General features: G+C 72.0%; 12 protein-coding genes and 1 pseudogene. 5 read left to right on the top strand and 8 right to left on the bottom strand.

Annotation, left to right across the window (positions count from 1 at the left end):
• Positions 1 to 31 precede the first annotated feature (31 nt).
• The 8 genes from ABTY15_RS23910 to ABTY15_RS23875 all read right to left on the bottom strand — a co-directional run bounded on the left by ABTY15_RS23910 (position 32) and on the right by ABTY15_RS23875 (position 11,268).
• Positions 32 to 1,543, bottom strand: a complete 1,512-nt coding sequence (locus ABTY15_RS23910; protein WP_350598295.1) for a glycoside hydrolase family 43 protein — start codon at positions 1,541 to 1,543, stop codon at positions 32 to 34.
• Positions 1,544 to 1,642: 99 nt separating this feature from the next.
• A complete protein-coding gene (locus tag ABTY15_RS23905) occupies positions 1,643 to 2,101 on the bottom strand; it encodes a cellulose binding domain-containing protein (protein WP_502893573.1) in 459 nt (152 codons plus the stop codon).
• A 257-nt stretch (positions 2,102 to 2,358) separates the two neighbouring features.
• Positions 2,359 to 4,500, bottom strand: a complete 2,142-nt coding sequence (locus ABTY15_RS23900; RefSeq protein WP_350598289.1) for an alpha-galactosidase — start codon at positions 4,498 to 4,500, stop codon at positions 2,359 to 2,361.
• A 39-nt stretch (positions 4,501 to 4,539) separates the two neighbouring features.
• Positions 4,540 to 6,525, bottom strand: coding sequence for a beta-galactosidase (locus ABTY15_RS23895; RefSeq protein WP_350598283.1), 1,986 nt, complete (start codon positions 6,523 to 6,525; stop codon positions 4,540 to 4,542).
• Between the two features lie 37 nt (positions 6,526 to 6,562).
• Positions 6,563 to 7,591: a LacI family DNA-binding transcriptional regulator gene (locus ABTY15_RS23890; protein ID WP_350598277.1), complete on the bottom strand. Its 1,029-nt coding sequence runs from the start codon at positions 7,589 to 7,591 to the stop codon at positions 6,563 to 6,565.
• Between the two features lie 91 nt (positions 7,592 to 7,682).
• Complete coding sequence (locus tag ABTY15_RS23885) at positions 7,683 to 8,657, bottom strand: carbohydrate ABC transporter permease (protein ID WP_350598272.1); 975 nt, start codon at positions 8,655 to 8,657, stop codon at positions 7,683 to 7,685.
• Positions 8,654 to 9,643, bottom strand: a complete 990-nt coding sequence (locus ABTY15_RS23880; RefSeq protein ID WP_502893572.1) for an ABC transporter permease — start codon at positions 9,641 to 9,643, stop codon at positions 8,654 to 8,656. The genes ABTY15_RS23885 and ABTY15_RS23880 overlap by 4 nt, the downstream gene beginning before the upstream one ends.
• Entirely contained in the window at positions 9,598 to 11,268 is a 1,671-nt protein-coding gene (locus ABTY15_RS23875) for an ABC transporter substrate-binding protein (RefSeq protein WP_350598261.1), read from the bottom strand. The genes ABTY15_RS23880 and ABTY15_RS23875 overlap by 46 nt, the downstream gene beginning before the upstream one ends.
• 231 nt (positions 11,269 to 11,499) lie before the next feature.
• Here ABTY15_RS23875 and ABTY15_RS23870 point away from each other — a divergent pair, with 231 nt between their 5' ends.
• The 5 genes and pseudogenes from ABTY15_RS23870 to ABTY15_RS23850 all read left to right on the top strand — a co-directional run bounded on the left by ABTY15_RS23870 (position 11,500) and on the right by ABTY15_RS23850 (position 20,336).
• Entirely contained in the window at positions 11,500 to 14,352 is a 2,853-nt protein-coding gene (locus tag ABTY15_RS23870; protein ID WP_350598256.1) for a glycoside hydrolase family 3 C-terminal domain-containing protein, read from the top strand.
• 117 nt (positions 14,353 to 14,469) lie between these two features.
• Positions 14,470 to 15,459, top strand: a complete 990-nt coding sequence (locus ABTY15_RS23865) for an acetylxylan esterase (protein ID WP_350598250.1) — start codon at positions 14,470 to 14,472, stop codon at positions 15,457 to 15,459.
• A gap of 26 nt (positions 15,460 to 15,485) precedes the next feature.
• A pseudogene (locus tag ABTY15_RS23860) lies at positions 15,486 to 15,617 on the top strand (family 1 glycosylhydrolase); the annotation flags it as partial.
• The gene (yicI, locus tag ABTY15_RS23855; RefSeq protein ID WP_350598242.1) at positions 15,614 to 17,896 is read left to right on the top strand and encodes an alpha-xylosidase; all 2,283 of its coding nucleotides are present in this window, start codon (positions 15,614 to 15,616) and stop codon (positions 17,894 to 17,896) included. The pseudogene ABTY15_RS23860 and the gene yicI, both read left to right, overlap by 4 nt.
• A gap of 445 nt (positions 17,897 to 18,341) precedes the next feature.
• Entirely contained in the window at positions 18,342 to 20,336 is a 1,995-nt protein-coding gene (locus ABTY15_RS23850) for a glycoside hydrolase family 31 protein (protein WP_350598235.1), read from the top strand.
• The last annotated feature ends 76 nt before the right edge of the window (positions 20,337 to 20,412 follow it).

Below are 20,412 nucleotides of genomic sequence, written 5' to 3'. Positions count from 1 at the left end.
GAAACAGGGGTGGCGTTCCCCTGGCGGATGGTCAGGGGAGCGGGAGGGGCTCGTAGTCGAACCGGTCGAAGTGGACGGTGCCGGCTGCGGCGTACATGCCGATGACCCGGCCGGTGAAGCCGCCGGCCACCTCGGTGGAGAGGTAGCGGCCGTCGAGGGTGGCGAGCACGGTGAAGGTGCCGTCGGGCTCCTCGACGCCGAGGACGACGTCGTCGGGGCCGGTGCGCGGGCCGCGCGTCGGCCGTGGGACGACGTCGACACCGAGCACCACGGCTCCGGCGGGCACCGGACGGGAGGCGACCTCGGTGCGCAGCGAGCCGATCCGGGCGAAGACCTTCACCTGGCCGTCGGCCGCCTCGATCTCGTAGTGGTGCTCCTCGTCCAGGCGGACGGCGAGGCCGCCGCGGCCGTCGGCGGGGTCGATCAGGGTGCGGGCCCGGCAGCCGAGGTGCTGCTGGCGCCGGCCGACGAACACCACGTCGTTCTCGTCCAGGGAGGCGCCCGCGGCGCGCAGGGTCAGCCAGCCGGAACGTTCCTTCATGGTGCACAGGTGCTCCGGGCGCTCGCGCACCGAGATCCACTGCGGGTGCAGCTCGGCCTGGTCGAAGTCGTCCCGGGCCGGTACGGCGGGTACGGGGTGCAACGGCCAGGCGGGGGTGGGCAGTTCGGGGGTGACATGGCCGACCACCGGCCAGCCGTCGACCCACTCGACCGGGGCGAGGAAGGTCTCCCGGCCGAGCACGTACCAGGCGGGGGTGCCGCCGCGCGGCCGGACGGCGAGCAGCACCATCCACCAGGATCCGTCGGGCGCCTGGACGAGGTCGGCGTGCCCGGTGTTCTGGATGGGACTGTTGATTCCGCGGTGGGTCAGCACCGGATTGGCCGGACACGGTTCGAACGGGCCCGAGGGCGAGGTGCCGCGGGCGATGGAGACGGCGTGGCCGCGCTCGGTGCCGCCCTCGGCGATCATCAGGTACCAGTACTCGCCGATCCGGTACAGGTGCGGGGCCTCGGGGGCCATGGCGCCGGGCGCGCCGGACCAGATCCGCTGCGGCTCGCCGAGGGTTTCGCCGGTGGCCGGGTCGAGGCGGACCTGGGAGACGCCGGCGACGGTGCACCAGCAGGTGCCGTCCTCGTCCCAGGCGAGGTCCGGGTCGATCCCGGGGACCCCGGGCAGCCGGATCGGGTCGGACCAGGGGCCGGCCGGGTCGGTGGCGGTGAAGAGCATGTTGCCGCTGTCGCTGACGTTGGTGACGATCAGCCAGAAGCGGCCGCCGTGGTGGCGCAGCGTCGGGGCGTAGATCCCGCCGGAGGACGGGGACTCGCGCGGCAGGCGCAGCTGGCTCGGCCGGTCGAGGGCGTTGCCGATCTGGGTCCAGTTGAACAGGTCGCGGCTGTGGAGGACGGGGATGCCGGGGAAGTACTCGAAGCTGGAGCAGACGAGGTAGTAGTCGTCGCCCACGCGGCAGACGCTCGGGTCCGGGTGGAAGCCGGGGATCACCGGGTTGGGGAGGGTGCCGGTCGGCTGGGGCTGGTCTGACACGTGGTCGGTTCCTCTCGGAGGTGCATGTCGGGGTGGTGGTGCCCCGGGCCCTTGGCCCTGGAGGAAGCCGGGGCCCGGGGCACCACCGGCTCATCGGGTTCAGCCGATCGCGCAGGAGGCGCCGTTGAACCGGAAGGCGGAGGGGTTGGCGTCACTGCTGGACCAGGTGGCCTTGAAGCCCCACTGGACGCTGCCGCCCTGCGGGACGGCGGCGTTGTAGGACACGTTCCCGGCGTTGACGCTCCGGCCGCTCTGCGACACCGAGGCGTTCCAGCTGTTGGTGATGCCGTTGTCGCCGGGAAGTCGAAGCCGAGGGGTGATGCTGGCGTTCTGGGCCTGCGGCTTGGTGAGCAGGTCGGCCGGGCTGGTGCTGGTGGGGTAGGCGTGCACGATGGCGAAGTCGATCTTCGAGCCGGCGATCGACAGGACGGTGTGGTTCCAGTCCATGGTGTCGCCCGGACCGACCATGCCGTCCGGCCAGTAGCCGGGGGTGGTCAGCACGGCGCCGATCTTGACGCTCGGGTCGGCCGCCTTCATCGCCGAGACGAACTGGAGCACGTTGTTCGCGTAGGTCGTGGCGCTCTTGCAGGGCTGCCACGGCAGCTATGACGCGATCATGACATGAACGGTTTGACCATTTCATTGCGCCCCTCCGGTGGGGTGGGGATGCGTGGTGTTCGAGTGGGGGAAGCGAACTCCCGCGTTCTGGACGGCAGAGGCCCGGTGCGGCTGCTTGGGTCGGGCCCGGACGCGAAGCGTGTTCCGTGCGGATGCGGGCCGGCGCGGTGGGGCGCGCGCGGACACCTGAGGTATCGTCAACTCCTCTCGGTCGGACTCCTGGTGAGGCGCAGCAGGACGGCGGACGGGGCCGCCGGCAGGGTCACGGTGAGGTCGGCGGTGTCCGGGTGCCAGGTGGCGCGGGCCTGGCTGGACGCCGGGTAGAGCACCTCGACACGGACCTCGGCGCCGATCAGGTGGGGCAGGTCAAGACCCCGGACGGCCTCGCCGCCGGGGCGGCGCCAGGCCGTGACGTAGGTGGTGGCCGGGGTGTGCAGGGCCAGGGCGATCCACGGGTCCTCCCAGCCGGGGAGCCCGAGCGGCCAAGCGGGCAGCGCCTGCGGCAGGTCGGCGCGGATCGACTTGTGGACGGTTACCGCTTCATGGACCAAGTCCAGTGCCTCTGGCGAGAGTTCGGAGATCCGGCCGGAGAGGTGGATGCGGCCGAGGAGCGCGTTGGCCATGGTCAGGGCGACCTCGTCGGGGGAGTCCCCGGGCAGCGGGTAGGCCCAGACGGCGCCCTGCTCGGGCGTGACGGCGGTGGGGGCCGACGCCGCGATCGGTGCGTAGCGCAGCAGGTCCTGCTGGTCGCTGGTGGACTGCAGCTGGAGCCGGGAGAGCAGGGCGTGATCCATCCGCATGCCGCCGGAGGCGCAGTTCTCGATCACCAGGTCCGGGTGCCGGTCCAGGATGCCGTCGAGCCAGTCGAGTTGGGCCCGGTTGTGGCCGAGCAGGCCGGCCGCCGGTGCCTCTCCCGGGTGGCTGCTGGTGCCGGAGCCCGGGTCGGTGTTGTGGTCGAGCTTGAGGTAGCCGACGCCCCACTCATCGACCAGGCGGTCCACCAACCGGTCCAGGTGGGCGCGGGCGGCCGGATGACGCAGGTCGAGGTGGTACCGGCCGCCGCCCTCCTCGACGCGCTGCCCCTCCCGGCGGAAGAACGCCTCCTCCGGCAGGGACCCGGAGACCGGGCTGTTCACCCCGACCGCCTCCGGCTCCAGCCACAGGCCTGGGACCATGCCGCGCTCCCGGATGCGGTCCAGGACCTCGTGGATGCCCTTCGGCCCGGGGAAGCGGGAGGCCGACGGCTCCCAGGCCCCGACGGAGCTCCACCAGTTGCCGCCGTCGTCGTACCAGCCGGCGTCGATGACGAAGTACTCCGCGCCGGCGTCGGCGGCGGCTTCGACCAGGGGCAGCAGCTTCGCGGTGGAGGGGTCGCCCATCAGGCAGTTCATGTAATCGTTGAAGATCACCGGCAGCCGCCGGTGGTCGGGGTGCCGGCGGCGGGTGGCGCGGCGGTAGCGGGTGAGGCCGGCGAAGGCGTCGTCCGGGCCGCCGTCCGTACTGAACGCCAGCGCCACGGGCACGGTGCGGAACTCGGCGCCCGGCTCCAGCGGGTGGCGCCAGCCGTGGTCCGCGTCGTTCGGCCCGTACAGCGCCGCGTAGGCGGTGTCGTCGCGCACCCCGCACTCCCAGCGCCAGCCGCCGCCATTGTGCTCGATCTGCCACAGCCAGGTGCGGCCGGACGCGCGGTCCGTCAGGCCGCCCATCGGCAGGTGGCCGCAGCTGGACCACACGCCCTGTCCGGCCACGACGCGGGTGCTACGGCCGGAGGTGGTGTGGAAGCGGCCGCTCCGTTCGGGCGAGGACACGCGCAGCGGCTGGCGCTGCCAGCGGCATTCGGCGAACCACTCGTTCTCTGCCCACAGCAGGTCGGCGTTGTCCAGATCCACCGGGGCGCCCCCGGTGAGGCAGCCCGCCACGAGCGAGGCGACCGATTCCAGGTGCAGCGTCGCCGGCCCGACGTTCCGCAACAGCACCTCGCTGCGCAGCACCGGCAGGCCGTCCGGGGAACGGTAGACCGCCTCGGCGGCCAAACCGGTCTCCGGTTCATGGAGTTCGATGGTGAGCACGTGCCAGTCGCCGTCCCGGGTCGCGCGGTGGGAGCGGTGGCGCAACCGTCCGCCGAGGGCGCTGTTGACGAGGTGGCGCCCCGACCAGTAGCGACCGAGACCGGCGGTCGTCACCTCCACCAGCGGCAGCGGTGCGCCGGGGCGCGGGGTGGTGGTCTTCTCTCCGGGGGCGCCGATGCGGACCAGGCGGGGGGCGCCGTGCTCGCCGAGGTCGATCTCCAGCTCCAGGGCGGCGTGCCCCCAGCGGATCGTCTCGTGCAGGTCGCTCATAGTGGCCTTCCTCGGTGGGGCGGGGAGACGTCGGAGTGCTCAGAGCATGCGCAGGACCGCGCAGCCGCCCGCCGGCAACTGGTCCAGGGGGGCGTCCGTGAGCAGGTCGTGGCCGGGCCGGGGGAGCGCGACGGCCTCGGTGCCGTGGTTGAGCAGCAGGTGCCAGCTCCGGCCGTCCGGCGCGTGGCGGGTGACGACCTCCACGCCGGCCGGCAGGCCGGGCAGGTCCGGGGTGACGCCCGCCTCCGTGAGCAGCGACCCCACCAGGGCGGCGTAGCCGGCGTCGTCGAGGCGGGTGGAGAGGTACCAGCCGTGGCCGGAGCCGAAGTCGTGCCGGGTGAGCGCCGGGCTGCCGGCGAGCATGCCGTGGGTGTAGGCGGCGAGCGCCTCGGCGCCCTCGGTGCGCAGGGACTCGCTCCAGGAGCCGGCCGTCGAGCCGTCGGAGAGCGTGACCTCCTCGCCCTGCCGCAGCGGGCGGTGCTCCTCGACGCGGATGCCCAGGGCCTCGCGCAGCGGTGCGGCCGGGTAGCCGCCGAGCCGGGCGTGCAGGCGCTCGTCGACGATGCCGTTGAAGTGCTGGACGAGCAGGATGCCGCCGTCGGCGACGTAGCGGCGCAGGTTCTCGGCGCCCGCGTCGGTGAGCAGGAACAGGGCCGGGGCGATGACGACCCGGTAGCGGCTCAGGTCGTGCTCGGGGTGGGCGAAGTCGACCGTCAGGCCGGCGTCCCACAGCGCGCGGTGGGCGCGGCGCAGTGCGGGGTAGTAGCCGAGCTCGGCGGACGGGAGGCCGTCGACGTTCAGAGCCCACCAGGCGTCGGAGTCGTGCAGCACGGCGACCTCGGCCCGGACGGTGGAGCCGGCGAGTTCGCCGAGCCGGGCGACGGCCTCGCCGGTCGCCGTGACCTCGCGGAAGGTGCGGCTGTCCGGTCCGGCGTGCGGGACCATCGCCGAGTGCCACGTTTCGGCCCCGGCCTTGGACTGGCGCCACTGGAAGAACAGCGCGCCCTCCGAGCCACGGGCGATGTGGGCGAGCGAGTGGCGCAGGATGTCGCCCGGCTCCTTGGGGAGGATGCGGTCGCCGACGTAGACGGTGTTGGTGCCCGATTCCATCAGCAGCCAGGGGCCGCCGCCGGCGAACGAGCGGGCCCGGTCGGCGTCGAAGGCGGCGTGGGCTGCGGCGTCGATGCCGGGTGCGCTGGGGTAGTGGTTGACGGAGACCAGGTCGACCTCGCGGCCGAACGCCCACAGGTCCAGGTTCTGGTAGCCGGGCAGCATCAGGTTGGTGGTCACCGGTCGGTCGCTGTGCGTGCGGATGACGTCGCGCTGCTCGCGGTAGGCGGCGAGGGTCTCGTCGGACCAGAAGCGGCTGTAGTCCAGGGCCTGGCCGGGGTTGTGGTGCCACTGGCTGGTGCGGGGCGGGAGGATCTGCTCCCACGAGGTGTAGTGCTGGCTCCAGAAGGCCGTTCCCCAGGCCTGGTTGAGGGCGTCCAGGGAGTCGTGGCGGGCGCGCAGCCAGACGCGGAAGGCGGCGGCGGTGTGGTCGCAGTGGCAGGGGGTGACGTACTCGTTGTGGACGTGCCACAGGGCGAGTGCGGGGTGGTCGCCGTAGCGTTCGGCGAGGGCGGCGGCGATGCGGCGGGCGGCCTGGCGGTAGGCCGGGGAGGTGAGGCAGTAGGTGTCCCGGCTGCCGTGGGTCAGGCGGGTGCCGTCGGGGCGGACGGTCAGGGAGTCCGGGTGGGCCAGGGTGAACCAGGGCGGCGGGGAGGCGGTGGGGGTGGCCAGGTCGACGGCGACGCCGGCCGCGTGCAGCCGGTCGAGGTGGGCGTCGAGCCAGTCGAAGTCGTAGCGGCCCTCTTCGGGTTCCATCAGGGCCCAGGAGAAGACGCCGACGGTGGCGAGGTTGACGCGCGCGCGGCGCATCAGCTCGTCGTCCTGCTTCCACACCTCGGCGTCCCACTGTTCGGGGTTGTAGTCCCCGCCGAAGGCGAGGCCGCCGAGGCGGTGGGTGAGCCGGCGGATGTCCATCTGGGAACCGTCTTTCCGGTAGTGGCTTCCTGTGGTGTCAACTGCGCTGCGGGGCCGGTGCGGTGCTCTCGCGGACGACGAGTTCCGGTGGCATCAGGAGGAGTTGGTCGTCGGGCTGCTCGCCCGCGGTGGTCGCGGCGATCCTCGCCATGACCTGGTCGACGGCGACCTGTCCGAGGTCCTTCTTCGGGCTGGTGACGGAGGTGAGGCGCGGTGCGTGCTGCTCGGCCAGCGAGTCGGGGCAGATGGCGATGACGGAGGCATCCTCCGGGACGGTCCGTCCGCTGGCGCGCAGCAGGCTGAGCAGCGGGCCGATGGCGGCCTCGTTCTGGACGACGAACCCGGTGGTGTCGGGCCGGTCCGCGAGGATGCGGGCCAGGGTGCCCGCGGTGCTCTCGTAGGTGCCCTCGCAGGGCCGGTGGAGGAAGCGCAGGCCGCGTCGTTCGGCGCGGGCGCGGAAGCCGCTCAGGGTGCGCTCGGCGTAGCCGGCGTGGCGCCGGTAGACGCCGCTGCTGTAGCCGATGAAGGCGATGTCGCGGTGGCCGAGGTCGGCCAGGTGGTCGGCGCACAGGGCGCCCGCGGTGGCGAAGTCGTGGTCGACGCAGGAGAGTCCGGTGGGGTCGTCGGGCAGGCCGATGAGTGCGGCCGGGATCTCCTGGGCGCGCAGGACCGGGATGCGGTCGTCGTCCAGCCGGACGTCCATCAGGATGACGCCGTCGGCGAGGCCGGTGGCGGCGACCCGGCGGACGCCTTCCGGCCCTTCGTCGTTGGTGAGCAGCAGGACGTCGTAGCCGTGTTCGCGGGCCGCCACGGTGACCGCGATGGCGATCTCCATCATGGTGGGCACGTGCACCTCGGGGTGGAGCGGGACCACCAGGGCGATGATGTGCGAGCGCTTGCCGGCCAGGGCCCGGGCGCCCGCGTTGGGGTGGTAGCCGAGCTCCGTGATGGCCTGCTCGATGCGGGTCCTGGTCTCGTCGGAGATCGGGCGCTTGCCGCTGAGGGCGTAGCTGACCGTGCTCGACGAGACGCCGGCGTGCCTGGCCACATCGGCGAGTGTCACCATCGCGCTGCTTCCTTCGTGTCGGTTCCGTTGGGGGGCGTGTTCCCGGTTCGGTCCCGGTCCGGCGGGGGCGCGCCGGACCGGTGCGGACGGCTCATCCCTTGATCGCTCCGGTGAGGACACCGGTGCGCAGGTGCTTCTGCACGAACGGGTACACGATCACCAGTGGTACCAGGGTCAGGACCACGACCGCCATCTGCAGCGACAGCGGTGCGGTCTGCACATTGGTGTTCCCGAAGCCCGAGTTGATCGAACCGGGCAGGCCGTTCGCCCGGTTGACGTAGGTGAGCAACACGTATTGGAGCGGCCATTTCTGACTGTCCGTCGGCATGTAGAGCATGACGTTGAAGAAGGAGTTCCAGTACCCGACGGCGTAGAACAGCGCGGTGACGGCGGTGACGGCGCGTGAGGTGGGCAGGACGACGGACCACAGGATCCGCCACTCCCCGGCGCCGTCCATCCGGGCCGCGTCGATCAGTTCGGAGGAGGTCTCCTGGTAGAAGGCGCGCAGCACCAGGATGTTGAAGACGGAGACCGCGCTCGGCAGGATCAGCGCCCACCACTGGCCGTAGCCGCCGAGGCCGGTGACCACCAGGAAGCTCGGGATCAGGCCGCCGCTGATGAACATCGTGACGATCAGCAGCAGGAGGACGAAGCGGTGCCCGAGGGAGCGCGGCCGGGAGAGGCCGTAGGCGCACAGGATGGAGACGGCCATGGACAGCGCGGTGCCGACCACGGTGATGCCCAGGCTCACCCCCAGCGCGGTGATGATCGTCGAGTCGCTGAGCATCTGGCGGTACGTCTCGGTGGTCAGGCCGTCCGGCCAGATGACCAGGCCGCCGGCCCGGTTGATGGCGCCGGGGGTGGAGAAGCTGGTCAGGACGATGATCCAGAGCGGGACCAGGATGACGGCGAGCGTCCCGCCGAGCGTGAGGCCCTTGGCAGCCTGGCCGACGGCGGTGGGCGGCTCGTCCCAGGGCGGGCGGGCGGAGCGGGCCCGGCGGCGGGCGGCTGCTGTCGCGGTGCGGCGCTTCTCGCCCCGCGAACCCATGGTGAGTGCGTTGGTCATTTGCGGTACAGCCCGTCCTCGCCGAAGGCGTGCGCCAGTTTGTTCGCACCCCAGATGAGCAGGAGGGAGACCACGCTCTTGAAGAGCCCGGCCGCCGCGCCGTAGCTGTAGCCGCCGGTGGCGATGCCGTAGTAGAAGGAGAAGGTGTCCAGGACGTCTGCGGCCTCGTGGCCGACGGCGTCGCGCTGGACCAGGAACTGCTCGAACCCGACGGACAGGGCGTTGCCGAGCCGCAGGACCAGCATCAGCACGATCACCCCGCGCAGGCCCGGCAGCGTGATGTGCCACATCCGCCGCAGTCGCCCGGCGCCGTCCGCGGCAGCGGCCTCGTACAGTTCGCTGTTGATGGCGCTGAGCGCCGCGAGGAAGACGATGATCCCCCAGCCGGCCTCCTTCCAGATCGCCTGGGAGGTGACCAGCAGCGCGAAGGTGTCCGGGTTGGTCATGATGTCCCAGGTGCCGATGTCGTGCTGGCGCAGGAACTGGTTGAGCACGCCGGCGCCACCCAGCATCTGCTGGAAGATCGTGACCGCCAGCACCCACGAGAAGAAGTGCGGCAGGTAGACCACGGACTGGAAGAAGTTGCGGACCCGCTCGCTGATCACCGAGTTGAGCAGCAGGGCCAGGGCGACGGGGACCGGGAAGAACAGGATCAGCTGGACGAAGCTGAGGTACAGCGTGTTCTGCAGCGAGGCCCAGAACGCCGGGTCGCCGAACAGCTGCTGGAACTGGTCGAAGCCGACCCACTCGCTGTGCCGAACCCCGACCAGCGGGTCGTACTCCTGGAAGGCGGTGACGATGCCGAACAGCGGGACGTAGTTGAACACCAGGAGCAGGACGACCGCGGGCACCGTCATCAGCAGGAGGGACTTGTCGCGCCGCAGCCTGGTCCGCCAGTTGAGCCGCGCGGGGCCGGCCGGGCGCTTCGGGGCCGCGGTACTCACTGGCCGGTGCCGTACTTGTTGAGGACGTTGTCGGTCATCCACTGCTTGAGCCGCTCCCCGGGGCCGGACCGCCAGCTCGCGATGGCGTCCTGCAACTCGGAGACCTTCTTCTTGCCGTGGTAGCAGTCCTTGAGGGTGTCGTTGACGTTCTGCGCGGCCGCTGCCGAGGCGATGGACTGCGGCATGCTGAGGTTCATGCCCCAGAAGGGCGGCTTGGTGAGGTACTTGACGTTGGCGGCGGACCAGCTCGCGTAGTCCCTGGTGACCTGCTCGCCGCCCGGGTTGCTGGTCACGGAGGGGGCGGCGGCCAGGAACTGGTAGCTCGTCACCTGGACGTCCTTCTTCCCCTCCTCCGTGAAGGTCGGCATGTCGTTCACCCGGGTGTGGTGGACGCCCTCGACGCCGAAGTTGACCATGGTGTACTCGGCCGTGCCGTAGGGCGCGGCGAGATAGTTCGCGACGGCGAGCAGTTCCTGGATCTGCTCCGGCTTCAGACTGGCGTTGAGGTAGCTGATCATGCTGGCGGCGGCGCCCATGTAGACCACCGGCGTGCCCTTGCCGTCGGCGGTGACGGCGTTGAAGGCGCCGCGCCGGTAGTTCGGGTCCGCGGCGGTGCCCGACTGGTGGTCGGCCAGGTTCCAGGCGCCCAGTCCGCCGCCTCCGATGAGCGTCTTGCCGCTGTAGAAGCGGGTGGCCCCGTTGGCGACGTCACCGGCGAGCGCGTCCGGGTGCATGTAGCCCGAGGCGGCCAGGCGGTTGTGCCAGTCGATGGCCTCCAGGAACTCCTGGGTCTCGAACGGGTGGACCAGCTTGCCGTTGTCGATCCTCCACTTCATGGGGACGTTCCAGGAGAACTGGAGGTAGGTCCACACGTCGTCGAAGGCCCACACGCCCCGTTTGGCGTCGGTCAGTTCCTTGCCGAGGTTCATCAGGTCGTCGGCGGACTTGATCTGGTCGGCCGTGATGCCCCGGGCCTCCAGGACGTCCCGGCGGTAGAAGGTGGCGCCGGGGATGCCGAAGCTGGTGGAGAAGCAGGGGATCCCGTAGAGCTTGTCGCCCCAGATGCCGTGCTGCCAGGCGCCGGTGGGCAAGGCGGCCAGGTTGGGGTACTTCTTGATGTTGTCGCCGGACAGGTAGGGGGTCAGGTCCGCGAGCTGGCTGCCGGCCAGCCCACCAGTGTTGAACTTGTCGTTCAGCCAGGACGGCAGGTTGATCCAGTCCGGCAGCTTCTTGGCGGCGCTCATCGTCGGGATGATGGTGTCGTAGTTGATCCCGTCCGTCGGTTTGACGGTGAGGTCGACCCCGAGCGCCTTGTTCATCGCCTGGTAGAAGGAGTTGCCGACCGGTGGGGCCGTGCCCCACAGCGGGGTGATCGCCGTGTAGCTGCCGCCCTTGCCCGGGACGCCGGAGACGCTGGTGGGCGGAGAGGCCGGGTAGGAGAGGTAGGCCGGGTCGGTCGCGGCGTCGCCCGCGCCCTGCACGGGGGCTATGTCCGGCTTGACCGCGTTGGCGTTGGGCACGTAGGTCGGCAGGGCGGCCTTGAGACCCTCCTTGGTGTTCGCCCCGGCCTTCTTGTCCGGGCCGCCGCCGCAGGCGGACAGCAGGGGTGCCATCGCGGTGGCTCCCGCGAGCGTGGCGGCGGTGGTGAGGAAGCTCCTGCGGTTCAACCCGGATCTCATGATGGCGTGGCCCTCTCCGTCGAAGCGTTGAAGCATCGAAGCGTCGAAGCGCTTGGATGTTTCGGCGAGACTAACGACGCGTTACCAGTTGGGCAAGAGGCTGAACAAATCCAAAATCGTTTGTGCTCTTGGGAGTTGACACCTCCATCGGAGCGTGTCAGCGTCGAAACGCTTCGATCATCCAGCCGCCGAGCCGAGCCCGCCCGAAGGGTGTTCCCCGTGAGTTCCGTGCCCGTGTCCGCTGCCGGCCTGCCCGGTTTCCGCAATTCCGCGCTCTCCCTGCGCAAGCGTGTCGACGACCTGATCCACCGGCTCACGCTCGACGAACGGCTCGCGATGCTGCACCAGTACGCACCGGCCGTACCGCGCCTGGGCGTCGCCCCGTTCCGCACCGGCAGCGAGGGCCTGCACGGCGTCTCCTGGCTCGGCGTGGCGACCGTCTTCCCGCAGGCCGTCGGCCTCGGCGCCAGCTGGGACGAGGACCTGGTGCGCGGCGTCGCCGAGGCGGTCTCGACCGAGCTGCGGGCCTTCCACTACCACCGCCCGCCGGCGATCGGCTCCCCCGAGCGCGGGGCCAACTCACTACAGGCCTGGGCCCCCGTGCTCAACCTGCTGCGCGACCCGCGCTGGGGCCGCAACGAGGAGGCCTACTCCGAGGACCCGGTGCACACCGCGCGGGTCGGTGAGGCGTTCTGCCGGGGACTCTCCGGCGACCACCCGACCTACCTGCGGACCGCCCCGGTGCTCAAGCACTTCCTCGCCTACAACAACGAGGACGACCGCTGCACCACCTCCTCCGGACTGCGCCCGCGCGTCCTCCAGGAGTACGACCTGGCCGCCTTCCGCCCCGTCGTCGCCGCCGGCGCCGCGACCGGCGCGATGGCCGCCTACAACCTGGTCAACGGCCGCCCCTGCCACGTCAGTCCGCTGATCGAGGCGGAGCTGCGCCGCTGGGCCGAGCCGACCGGCCACGAGCTGTTCGTGGTCAGCGACGCCGAGGCCCCCTCCAACCTGGTCGACCCGGAGCACTACTTCGACGACCACGTCGAGTCCCACGCGGCGGCGCTCAAGGCCGGCATCGACAGCTTCACCGACCACGGCGAGGACAGCGGGACCCCGGTCGGCCGCTTGCGGGAGGCGCTGGAACGCGGCCTGATCGACGAGGCCGACGTGGACCGCGCCGTCCGGCGGCAGCTGGAACTGCGCTTCCGCCTCGGCGAGTTCGACCCCGAGCTGGACCCGTACGCCGGCACCGGCCCGGAGGTGATCGACTGCCCCGAGCACCGTGCCCTGGCCCGGCGCGCCGCGACCGAGTCCACCGTCCTGCTCAAGAACGACGGCCTGCTGCCGCTCGACCCGGCCCGCGCGCGGCGGATCGCCGTCATCGGCCCGCTCGCCGACACCCTCTTCGAGGACTGGTACAGCGGCACCATGCCGTACCAGGTGAGCATCGCCACCGGACTGGCCGCGGCCCTCGGCGACGGCGGCGAGGTGACCTGCGTGGACGGTTCCGACCGGATCACCCTGCGCTCCCGCACCACGGGTGAGCTGCTCGGCAAGTCCGCCTACGACGTCACCGACTGGGGCGGCGGCGCCTTCACGCTGCGCGCGGCCGACACCGGCCGCTTCCTGAGCCTCCAGGACGACGACGCGCTGGCCGCCGACCAGGACATCATCAAGAACTGGTTCGTCAAGGAGACCTTCCGGCTCGAACCGGCCGACGCGGACACCGTGCTGCTGCGCAACGTGTTCACCGGACGCTACGCCGCCGTGGATCCGACCGACGGCCGGGTGACCGTCACCGCCGAGACCGCGGCCGACGCCGAACGCTGGCAGCGCGAGCTGGTGCGCGACGGCGCCGCCGAGGCGCGGGCGGCGGCCGAGACGGCCGACGTCGCGGTCGTCGTCCTCGGCAACCACCCGATGGTCAACGGCCGGGAGACCGAGGACCGCGCGGACATCGACCTGCCCGAGGGGCAGGAGGAACTGCTGCGCGCCGTCGCGGCCGTCCGCCCGCAAACCGCCCTGGTCGTGATGAGCAGCTACCCCTACGCCCTCGACTGGGCCGACGAGCACCTGCCCGCCGTGGTGTGGACCTCCCACGGCGGGCAGGAGACAGGACACGCGCTGGCCGCCGTCCTGCTCGGCGAGGCCGAGCCCGCCGGCCGCCTGCCGCAGACCTGGTACCGCGGCGACGACCCGCTGCCCGCCCCGCTCGACTACGACATCATCAAGGCCGGCTGGACCTACCAGTACCACCGGGCCACCCCGCTCTACCCCTTCGGGCACGGGCTGTCCTACACCGACTTCGCCCACCGCGACCTGCGCCTGTCCCAGCCCTCGGTCGGCCAGGACGGCTCGCTGGACGTCACCGTGACCCTGGAGAACACCGGACCACGACCCGGCAGCGAGGTGGTCCAGGTCTACGTCCGTGCCCTGGAGGCCCGTTACGAGGCGCCCCGGCTGCGCCTGGCCGACTTCCGCAAGGTCCGGCTGGAGCCGGGGGAGAGCCGCGAGCTGACCTTCCGGCTGGCGGCCGAGCAGCTCGCCCACTGGTCCGTCGCCACCGGTGCCTTCACCGCCGACCCCGGCGGCTACGAGGTGATCGTCGCCCGCAGCGCCGAGCACGCGGTGCTCAGCGCGCCGCTCACCGTGCTCGGGACGGCCGCCGCACCCCGGGCGGGCGTCGAACGCCGCACCCTGGCCGTCGACTTCGACGACTACGAGGACCTCACCATCGTCGACGCCACCCGCTCGGACGGTGACGCCGTCACGCCCACCGATCCCGCGCAGCCCGCGACGCTCCTCTTCCGCGGCCTCGACCTCTCCGGCGCCGCCCGGATCGAGGTCGAGACCGCCCGTGAGGACCGGGGGACTGCACCGGCACGGCTCGAAGTCCACTCCGGCGACCAGGTGTTGGCGGCGATCGAGGTGCCCGTGACGGGCGACCGCTACGCCTGGACGAGCACCACGGCCGAACTCGCCGCCCCGCTGGACGGCGTGCACGACCTGAGCCTGACCCTGCACGGCGACTTCCGACTCTCCGCCTTCCGCTTCGGCACGGCCGGCTGAGGCCTCCCGCCGCACCGACCGGCGGCCCGCCCCCGGGGGACGGCGGGCCGCCATCCCCTTCCCACCCCCATGTCGACCAGATCAGCTCGTCAGCACTCCACCCGGAGGAATCCCCCCATGCCGCCCACAGACTTCGGACTCGACGAACTCGCCTCCTACCGCCAGGAGTTGACCATCCCGCCGGACTTCGACGAGTTCTGGCGACGGACCCTGGCCGAAGCCCGCTCGCACGGCGGCGCGGTCAAGGCCGAACGCGTCACCGAGCAGTACGCGCTGCGCACCGTCGAGGTCGACGATGTACGGTTCCCCGGCTGGAACGGCGAGCCGGTGGCCGCCTGGCTGCTGCGCCCGCGCGGCGTGGCGGGGCCACTGCCGGTCGTCGTCACCTACATCGGCTACTGCGGCGGCCGGGGGCTGCCCACCGAGCACCTGTTCTGGTCCGCGGCCGGGTACGCCCAACTCGTCGTCGACAGCCGGGGCCAGGGCCGGGACACCCCGGACCGGGGTGAGGGCGACGGCACCCAGTGGGTCGAGGGCTTCATGACCCGTGGCATCGACTTCCCCGAGAACTACTACTACCGGCGGCTGATCACCGACTGCGTGCGCGCCGTCGACGCCGTCGCGCAGCTGCCGGGCCTCGACGCCGACCGGATCCTGCTGACCGGCGGCAGCCAGGGCGGCGGCCTGGCCCTCGCCGTCGCCGGGCTCACCGGGGACCGGGTCAGCGCCGTGATGCCGGACGTGCCGTTCCTGTGCCACTACCGGCAGGCCGCGCAGACCGCCCTGGAGGGGCCGTACCAGGAGATCGTGAAGTACCTGCGCTGGCACAGCCAGCACCGCGTGCAGCAGACCTTCGACACCCTCGACTACTTCGACGGCGTGAACTTCGCCAGCCGGGCCACCGCACCGGCGCTGTTCAGCGTCGGCCTGATGGACCCGGTCTGCCCGCCCCGCACGGTCTACGCCGCCTTCAACCACTACGCGGGCGAGGACCGCACCATGACGGTGTGGCCTTTCGCCGACCACAGCGGCGGCTGCGGCGCCAACCCGCCCGCCCAACTGGCGTGGCTGCACGAGCGCGGGCTGACGCCGAACGGCGCCGCATGAGCACTCCGTTCCGGGAACCGCCCCGCGGCTACGAGCAGCGCTTCGGCCTGGTCCACGTCGACTACGAAACCCTGACCCGAACGCCCAAGGACAGCTACCACTGGTACCGGGGCCTGATCACCGCGCACCGCGCGCGGACGGAGGAACCTGCCCGATGAAGTTCACCGACGGCTACTGGCTGATGCGCCCGGGCGTCACCGCGCGCTACGCCACCGAGGTCGCCGACGTCCGCACCGGTGAGGACCGGATGACCCTCTACGCGCCCGTGAAACACGTGCGCGGCCGTGGTGACACGCTCAACAGCCCACTGCTGACCGTCGAGTGCTGGTCCCCGGCCGAGGGCGTGATCGGCGTGCGCACCACCCACCACGCCGGTTCGGTGCGGCGCGGGCCCGAGTTCGCGCTGCCCGGCGCCGAGCGGGGCAGCGGAAAGGTGCGCCGCGACGGCGACGTGGTGGAGCTGAGCGCCGGTGAACTGACGCTGCGGGTGGACACCTCGAAGCCGTGGCAGCTGGAGTTCGGCGCGGGCGGGCGGGTGCTGACCTCGGTGGGGGAGCGCGGCACCGGCTTCGTCACCGACGCCGACGGCCGCCACCACGTGCTCGGACAGCTCTCGCTGGGCGTCGGCGAGCTGGTCTACGGCCTGGGGGAGCGGTTCACCCCGTTCGTCCGCAACGGCCAGGTGGTGGACATCTGGCAGGCCGACGGCGGCACCAGCAGCGAACAGGCCTACAAGAACATCCCGTTCCACCTGACCAACCGGGGCTACGGCGTCTTCGTCAACCACCCCGGCAAGGTCAGCTACGAGGTCGGCTCCGAGTCCGTCGGCCAGGTGCAGTTCAGCGTCGAGGACCAGTCGCTGGAGTACTTCGTCGTCCACGGCCCCACCCCCAAGCGGATCCTGGAGCGCTACACCGCACTCACCGGCCGCCCCGCGCTGCCCCCGGCCTGGGCGCTCGGCCTGTGGCTGACCACCTCCTTCACCACCGACTACGACGAGGCCACCGTCAACCGCTTCGTCGGCGGCATGGCCGAGCGCGGCATCCCGCTGAGCGTCTTCCACCTCGACTGCTTCTGGATGCGCGAGTACCAGTGGTGCGACTTCGTGTGGGACCAGGACACCTTCCCCGACCCGGCCGGCATGCTGGCCCGCCTCAAGCAGCAGGGCCTGCGCATCTCCGCCTGGATCAACCCGTACATCGCGCAGAAGTCGGAGCTGTTCGCCGAGGGCATGCGCGAGGGCCACCTGGTGCGCCGCCCGGACGGCAGCGTCTGGCAGTGGGACCTGTGGCAGCCGGGCATGGCCCTGGTGGACTTCACCAACCCCGCCGCCCGCGCCTGGTACACCGACAAACTGCGCACCCTGCTGGACGTCGGCGTGGACTGCTTCAAGACCGACTTCGGCGAGCGCATCCCCACCGACGTGGTCTGGCACGACGGCTCCGACCCCGAGCGGATGCACAACTACTACACCCACCTCTACAACCAGGCGGTGTTCGAGCTGCTCCGCGAGGAGCGCGGGGAGGGGGAGGCGCTGCTGTTCGCCCGCTCCGCCACCGCGGGCGGCCAGCAGTACCCGGTGCACTGGGGCGGCGACTGCGAATCGCACTTCAACGCCATGGCGGAGTCGCTGCGCGGCGGACTCTCCCTCGGGCTGTCCGGCTTCGGCTTCTGGAGCCACGACATCGGCGGCTTCGAGGGCACCCCGACCCCCGCCGTCTTCAAACGCTGGACCCAGTTCGGCCTGCTCTCCTCGCACAGCCGGCTGCACGGCAGCAAGTCCTACCGGGTGCCGTGGGACTTCGGCGAGGAGGCCGTCGAGGTCGCCCGGGAGTTCACCCTCCTCAAACACCGCCTGGCGCCCTACCTCCAGCAGGCCGCCCAGCAGGCGCACGCCACCGGCGTGCCGGTGATGCGCGCGATGGTGCTGGAGTTCCCGGACGACCCGGCCGCCGCCACCCTCGACCGGCAGTACCTGCTCGGCGAGGACCTGCTCGTCGCCCCGGTGTTCACCGAGGACGGCACGGTCGAGTACTACGTGCCGGCGGGCACCTGGACCAACGTCCTGACCGGCGACCAGGTCACCGGCCCGCGCTGGGTGCGCGAACAGCACGGCTTCCACACCCTGCCCCTGCTCGCCCGCCCCGACTCCGTCATCCCGCTCGGCGCGGACGACCAGCGCCCGGTCTCCGCCTGGGCCGAGGGCGTCGAGCTGCGCGTGCACGCCTTCGCCGACGGCGCCGAGCGCACCGTGGTGATCCCGCGCAGCGACGGCCCCGGCGAGAGCGCCCGCTTCCACCTGCGCCGCACCGGCGACCGCCTGCGGGTGACCACCGACAGCCCCCACCCCTGGCAGCTGCGGATCGGCGGCCCGGACGGCGCCCTGCACGTCAACCCGGCCGGCACCGCCGAGGCCGAGCTGCCCTACCCGGCCTGAGGCCGGCCCCCGGACGCGAGGCCCCGCACGCCACCGCATGGGCGCGCGGGGCCTCGCCCCCTTCCGCCCGACCCACGCCTGGAAGTGCCGATGCAGAGCCGCACCAAGCGCCACCTGACGCCCGTCGCGCTCGACGCCCTGCTGCGCGGCTCCGCCGGCGTGGGCTGCCACCTGGAACACGAGCTGACCGACGGCTGGTTCAACAGCGCCTACCGCGTCCGGCTGGACGACGACCGACCCGCCGTCGTCAAGCTCGCCCCGCCGCCCGACGCACCGGTGCTCCGCTACGAGCGCCGACACCAGCTGGCTGGTCGCCCAGCCCTGGGGCTGAGCCACCGGGGCAGCACCACCGCACCGGCCCGCCACCGCTTCGCCGGCGGTGGCGGGCCGGTCCCCGACGAACCGCGTGACACCCCGACCGACCCCAGGAGTAGAGGAACCGACCTTGTCCTACAGCATCCGCGCGGGCGCCCTGGAACGGCACACCGCCGCAGAGATCCTCCGCATCGAACCCTGGGGACCGGACGCCGTCCGGGTGCGGGCCTCGCCCGGGACCATCGACCCCATCGCCCCCGGTGCGCTGGAGAACCCGCGGCCCGCCCCGCACGCCGAGGTGTCCATGTCGGACGACGGCAGTGCCCGCCTGGTCAACGGCAGCATCGCCGTCGAGACCTCGGCGGACGGCCGGCTGCGATTCCGCCACGCCATCTCGGGCCGCGAACTCCTCGCCGAGCGCAGCCCGCAGGCGCTCCACACCGGCTCCCGCGTCCACGCGGCCGGCGGCCGGACGGAGCAGTCCTTCGAGGCCTACGACGGTGAACGGCTGCACGGACTGGGACAGCACCTGCACGGGCGCCTGGACCAGAAGGGCTGTGTGATCGACCTCGTCCAGCGCAACACCGTGGCGGCCGTCCCCTTCCTGCACTCCTCGCGCGGCTACGGACTGCTCTGGAACAACCCCGCCACCGGCCGCGTCGAACTGGGCGCCGACACCACCCGGTGGACCGCCGACGGCGGCGGGCGCATCGACTACTGGATCACCGCCGGCGACACCCCGGCCCGGATCCTGGACTCCTACACCCGGGCCACCGGCCGTCCGCCCCTGCTGCCCGAATGGGCCTCGGGTTTCTGGCAGTCGAAGCTGCGCTACCGCACCCAGGACGAACTCCTCGCCGTGGCCCGGAAGTACCAGGAGCGCGGACTGCCGCTGTCCGTCATCGTCTGCGACTTCTTCCACTGGCCGAGGATGGGAGACTGGCGCTTCGAGGGGAGCGAGTGGCCCGACCCCGCCGCCATGGTCAAGGAGCTGACGGACCTCGGCGTGAAGCTCGCCGTCTCGGTGTGGCCCACCGTCGAACCCGACAGCGACGCGCACGACGAGCTCCGCTCCGCCGGACACCTCGTCCGGGACGCGGACGGCGGCCTGCTCACCTTCCCGTGGCCGTCCCGGTTCGGCGGGGATGCGCTGATCCGCCCGATGGCGTACTACGACGCCACCCACCCCGGAGCGCGCGCCGCGCTGTGGCAGCGGTTGAACGACAACTACCGTTCGCTGGGCGTGGCGTGCTTCTGGCTGGACGCCTGCGAACCCGACGTGCCCCCAGGCCTCGCCGAGCGCGCCGTCTACGCGGCAGGGCCGGCCGCCGAGGCCGCGAACCTCTACCCCGTGCTGCACACCCGCGCGATCGCCGACGGCCTGCGCGCGGCGGGCGAGGACCGGCCGCTGTCCCTGGTGCGGTCCGCCTGGGCGGGCAGCCAGAAGTACGGCGCCCTGCTGTGGTCCGGCGACATCCCCACGACCTTCGACTCCCTCGGGCGCCAGATCAGGGCGGGGCTGAACGTCGCGATGAGCGGCATCCCCTGGTGGAACACCGACATCGGCGGCTTCTTCGGCGGGGACCCGGACGACCCGGCGTACCGCGAACTGCTGATCCGGTGGTTCCAGTACGGCACCTTCAGCCCGGTCATGCGGCTGCACGGGGACCGCGAGCCCAACCACCCCGCCTTCGCCACGGACATGACCGGAGGGCCGAACGAGGTCTGGTCGTACGGGGAGCAGGCGTACGGCATCCTCCGCGACCACCTGTCGCTGCGCGAGCGCCTGCGCCCGTACCTGCACCGCCTGTCCGAGGACGCCCACCGCACCGGCGCCCCACCGATGCGCCCGCTGTTCTTCGACTTCCCCGACGACGAGCGCGCCTGGGAGGTGGACGACCAGTTCCTGCTCGGCCCCGACCTGCTGGTGGCACCCGTGTACGAGGCGGGTGTCCGGGCCCGCCGGGTGTACCTGCCGTCCGGCACCCGCTGGCGGGACCCGGCCACCGGCCGCGTGCTGGAGGGCGGAACGACGCTCGACGCCGAGGCCCCGCTGGAGCGCATCCCGGTCTTCGTACGGGAAGGCGCCGACGTCGTGGCCCGGCTGACACCTTCTGAGGCCTGACGAAGGAAGGAACGGCCGTGCAAGCTCTCCCTCGCGGCGCGGTGCGCCGCTTCACCCGGCTGTTGACGGCTCCTGC

It is taken from the genome of Kitasatospora sp. NPDC097643 (genome assembly GCF_040302625.1).
Classification (GTDB): Bacteria; Actinomycetota; Actinomycetes; order Streptomycetales; family Streptomycetaceae; genus Kitasatospora.
This window is presented reverse-complemented; position numbering and strand designations above follow the sequence as displayed.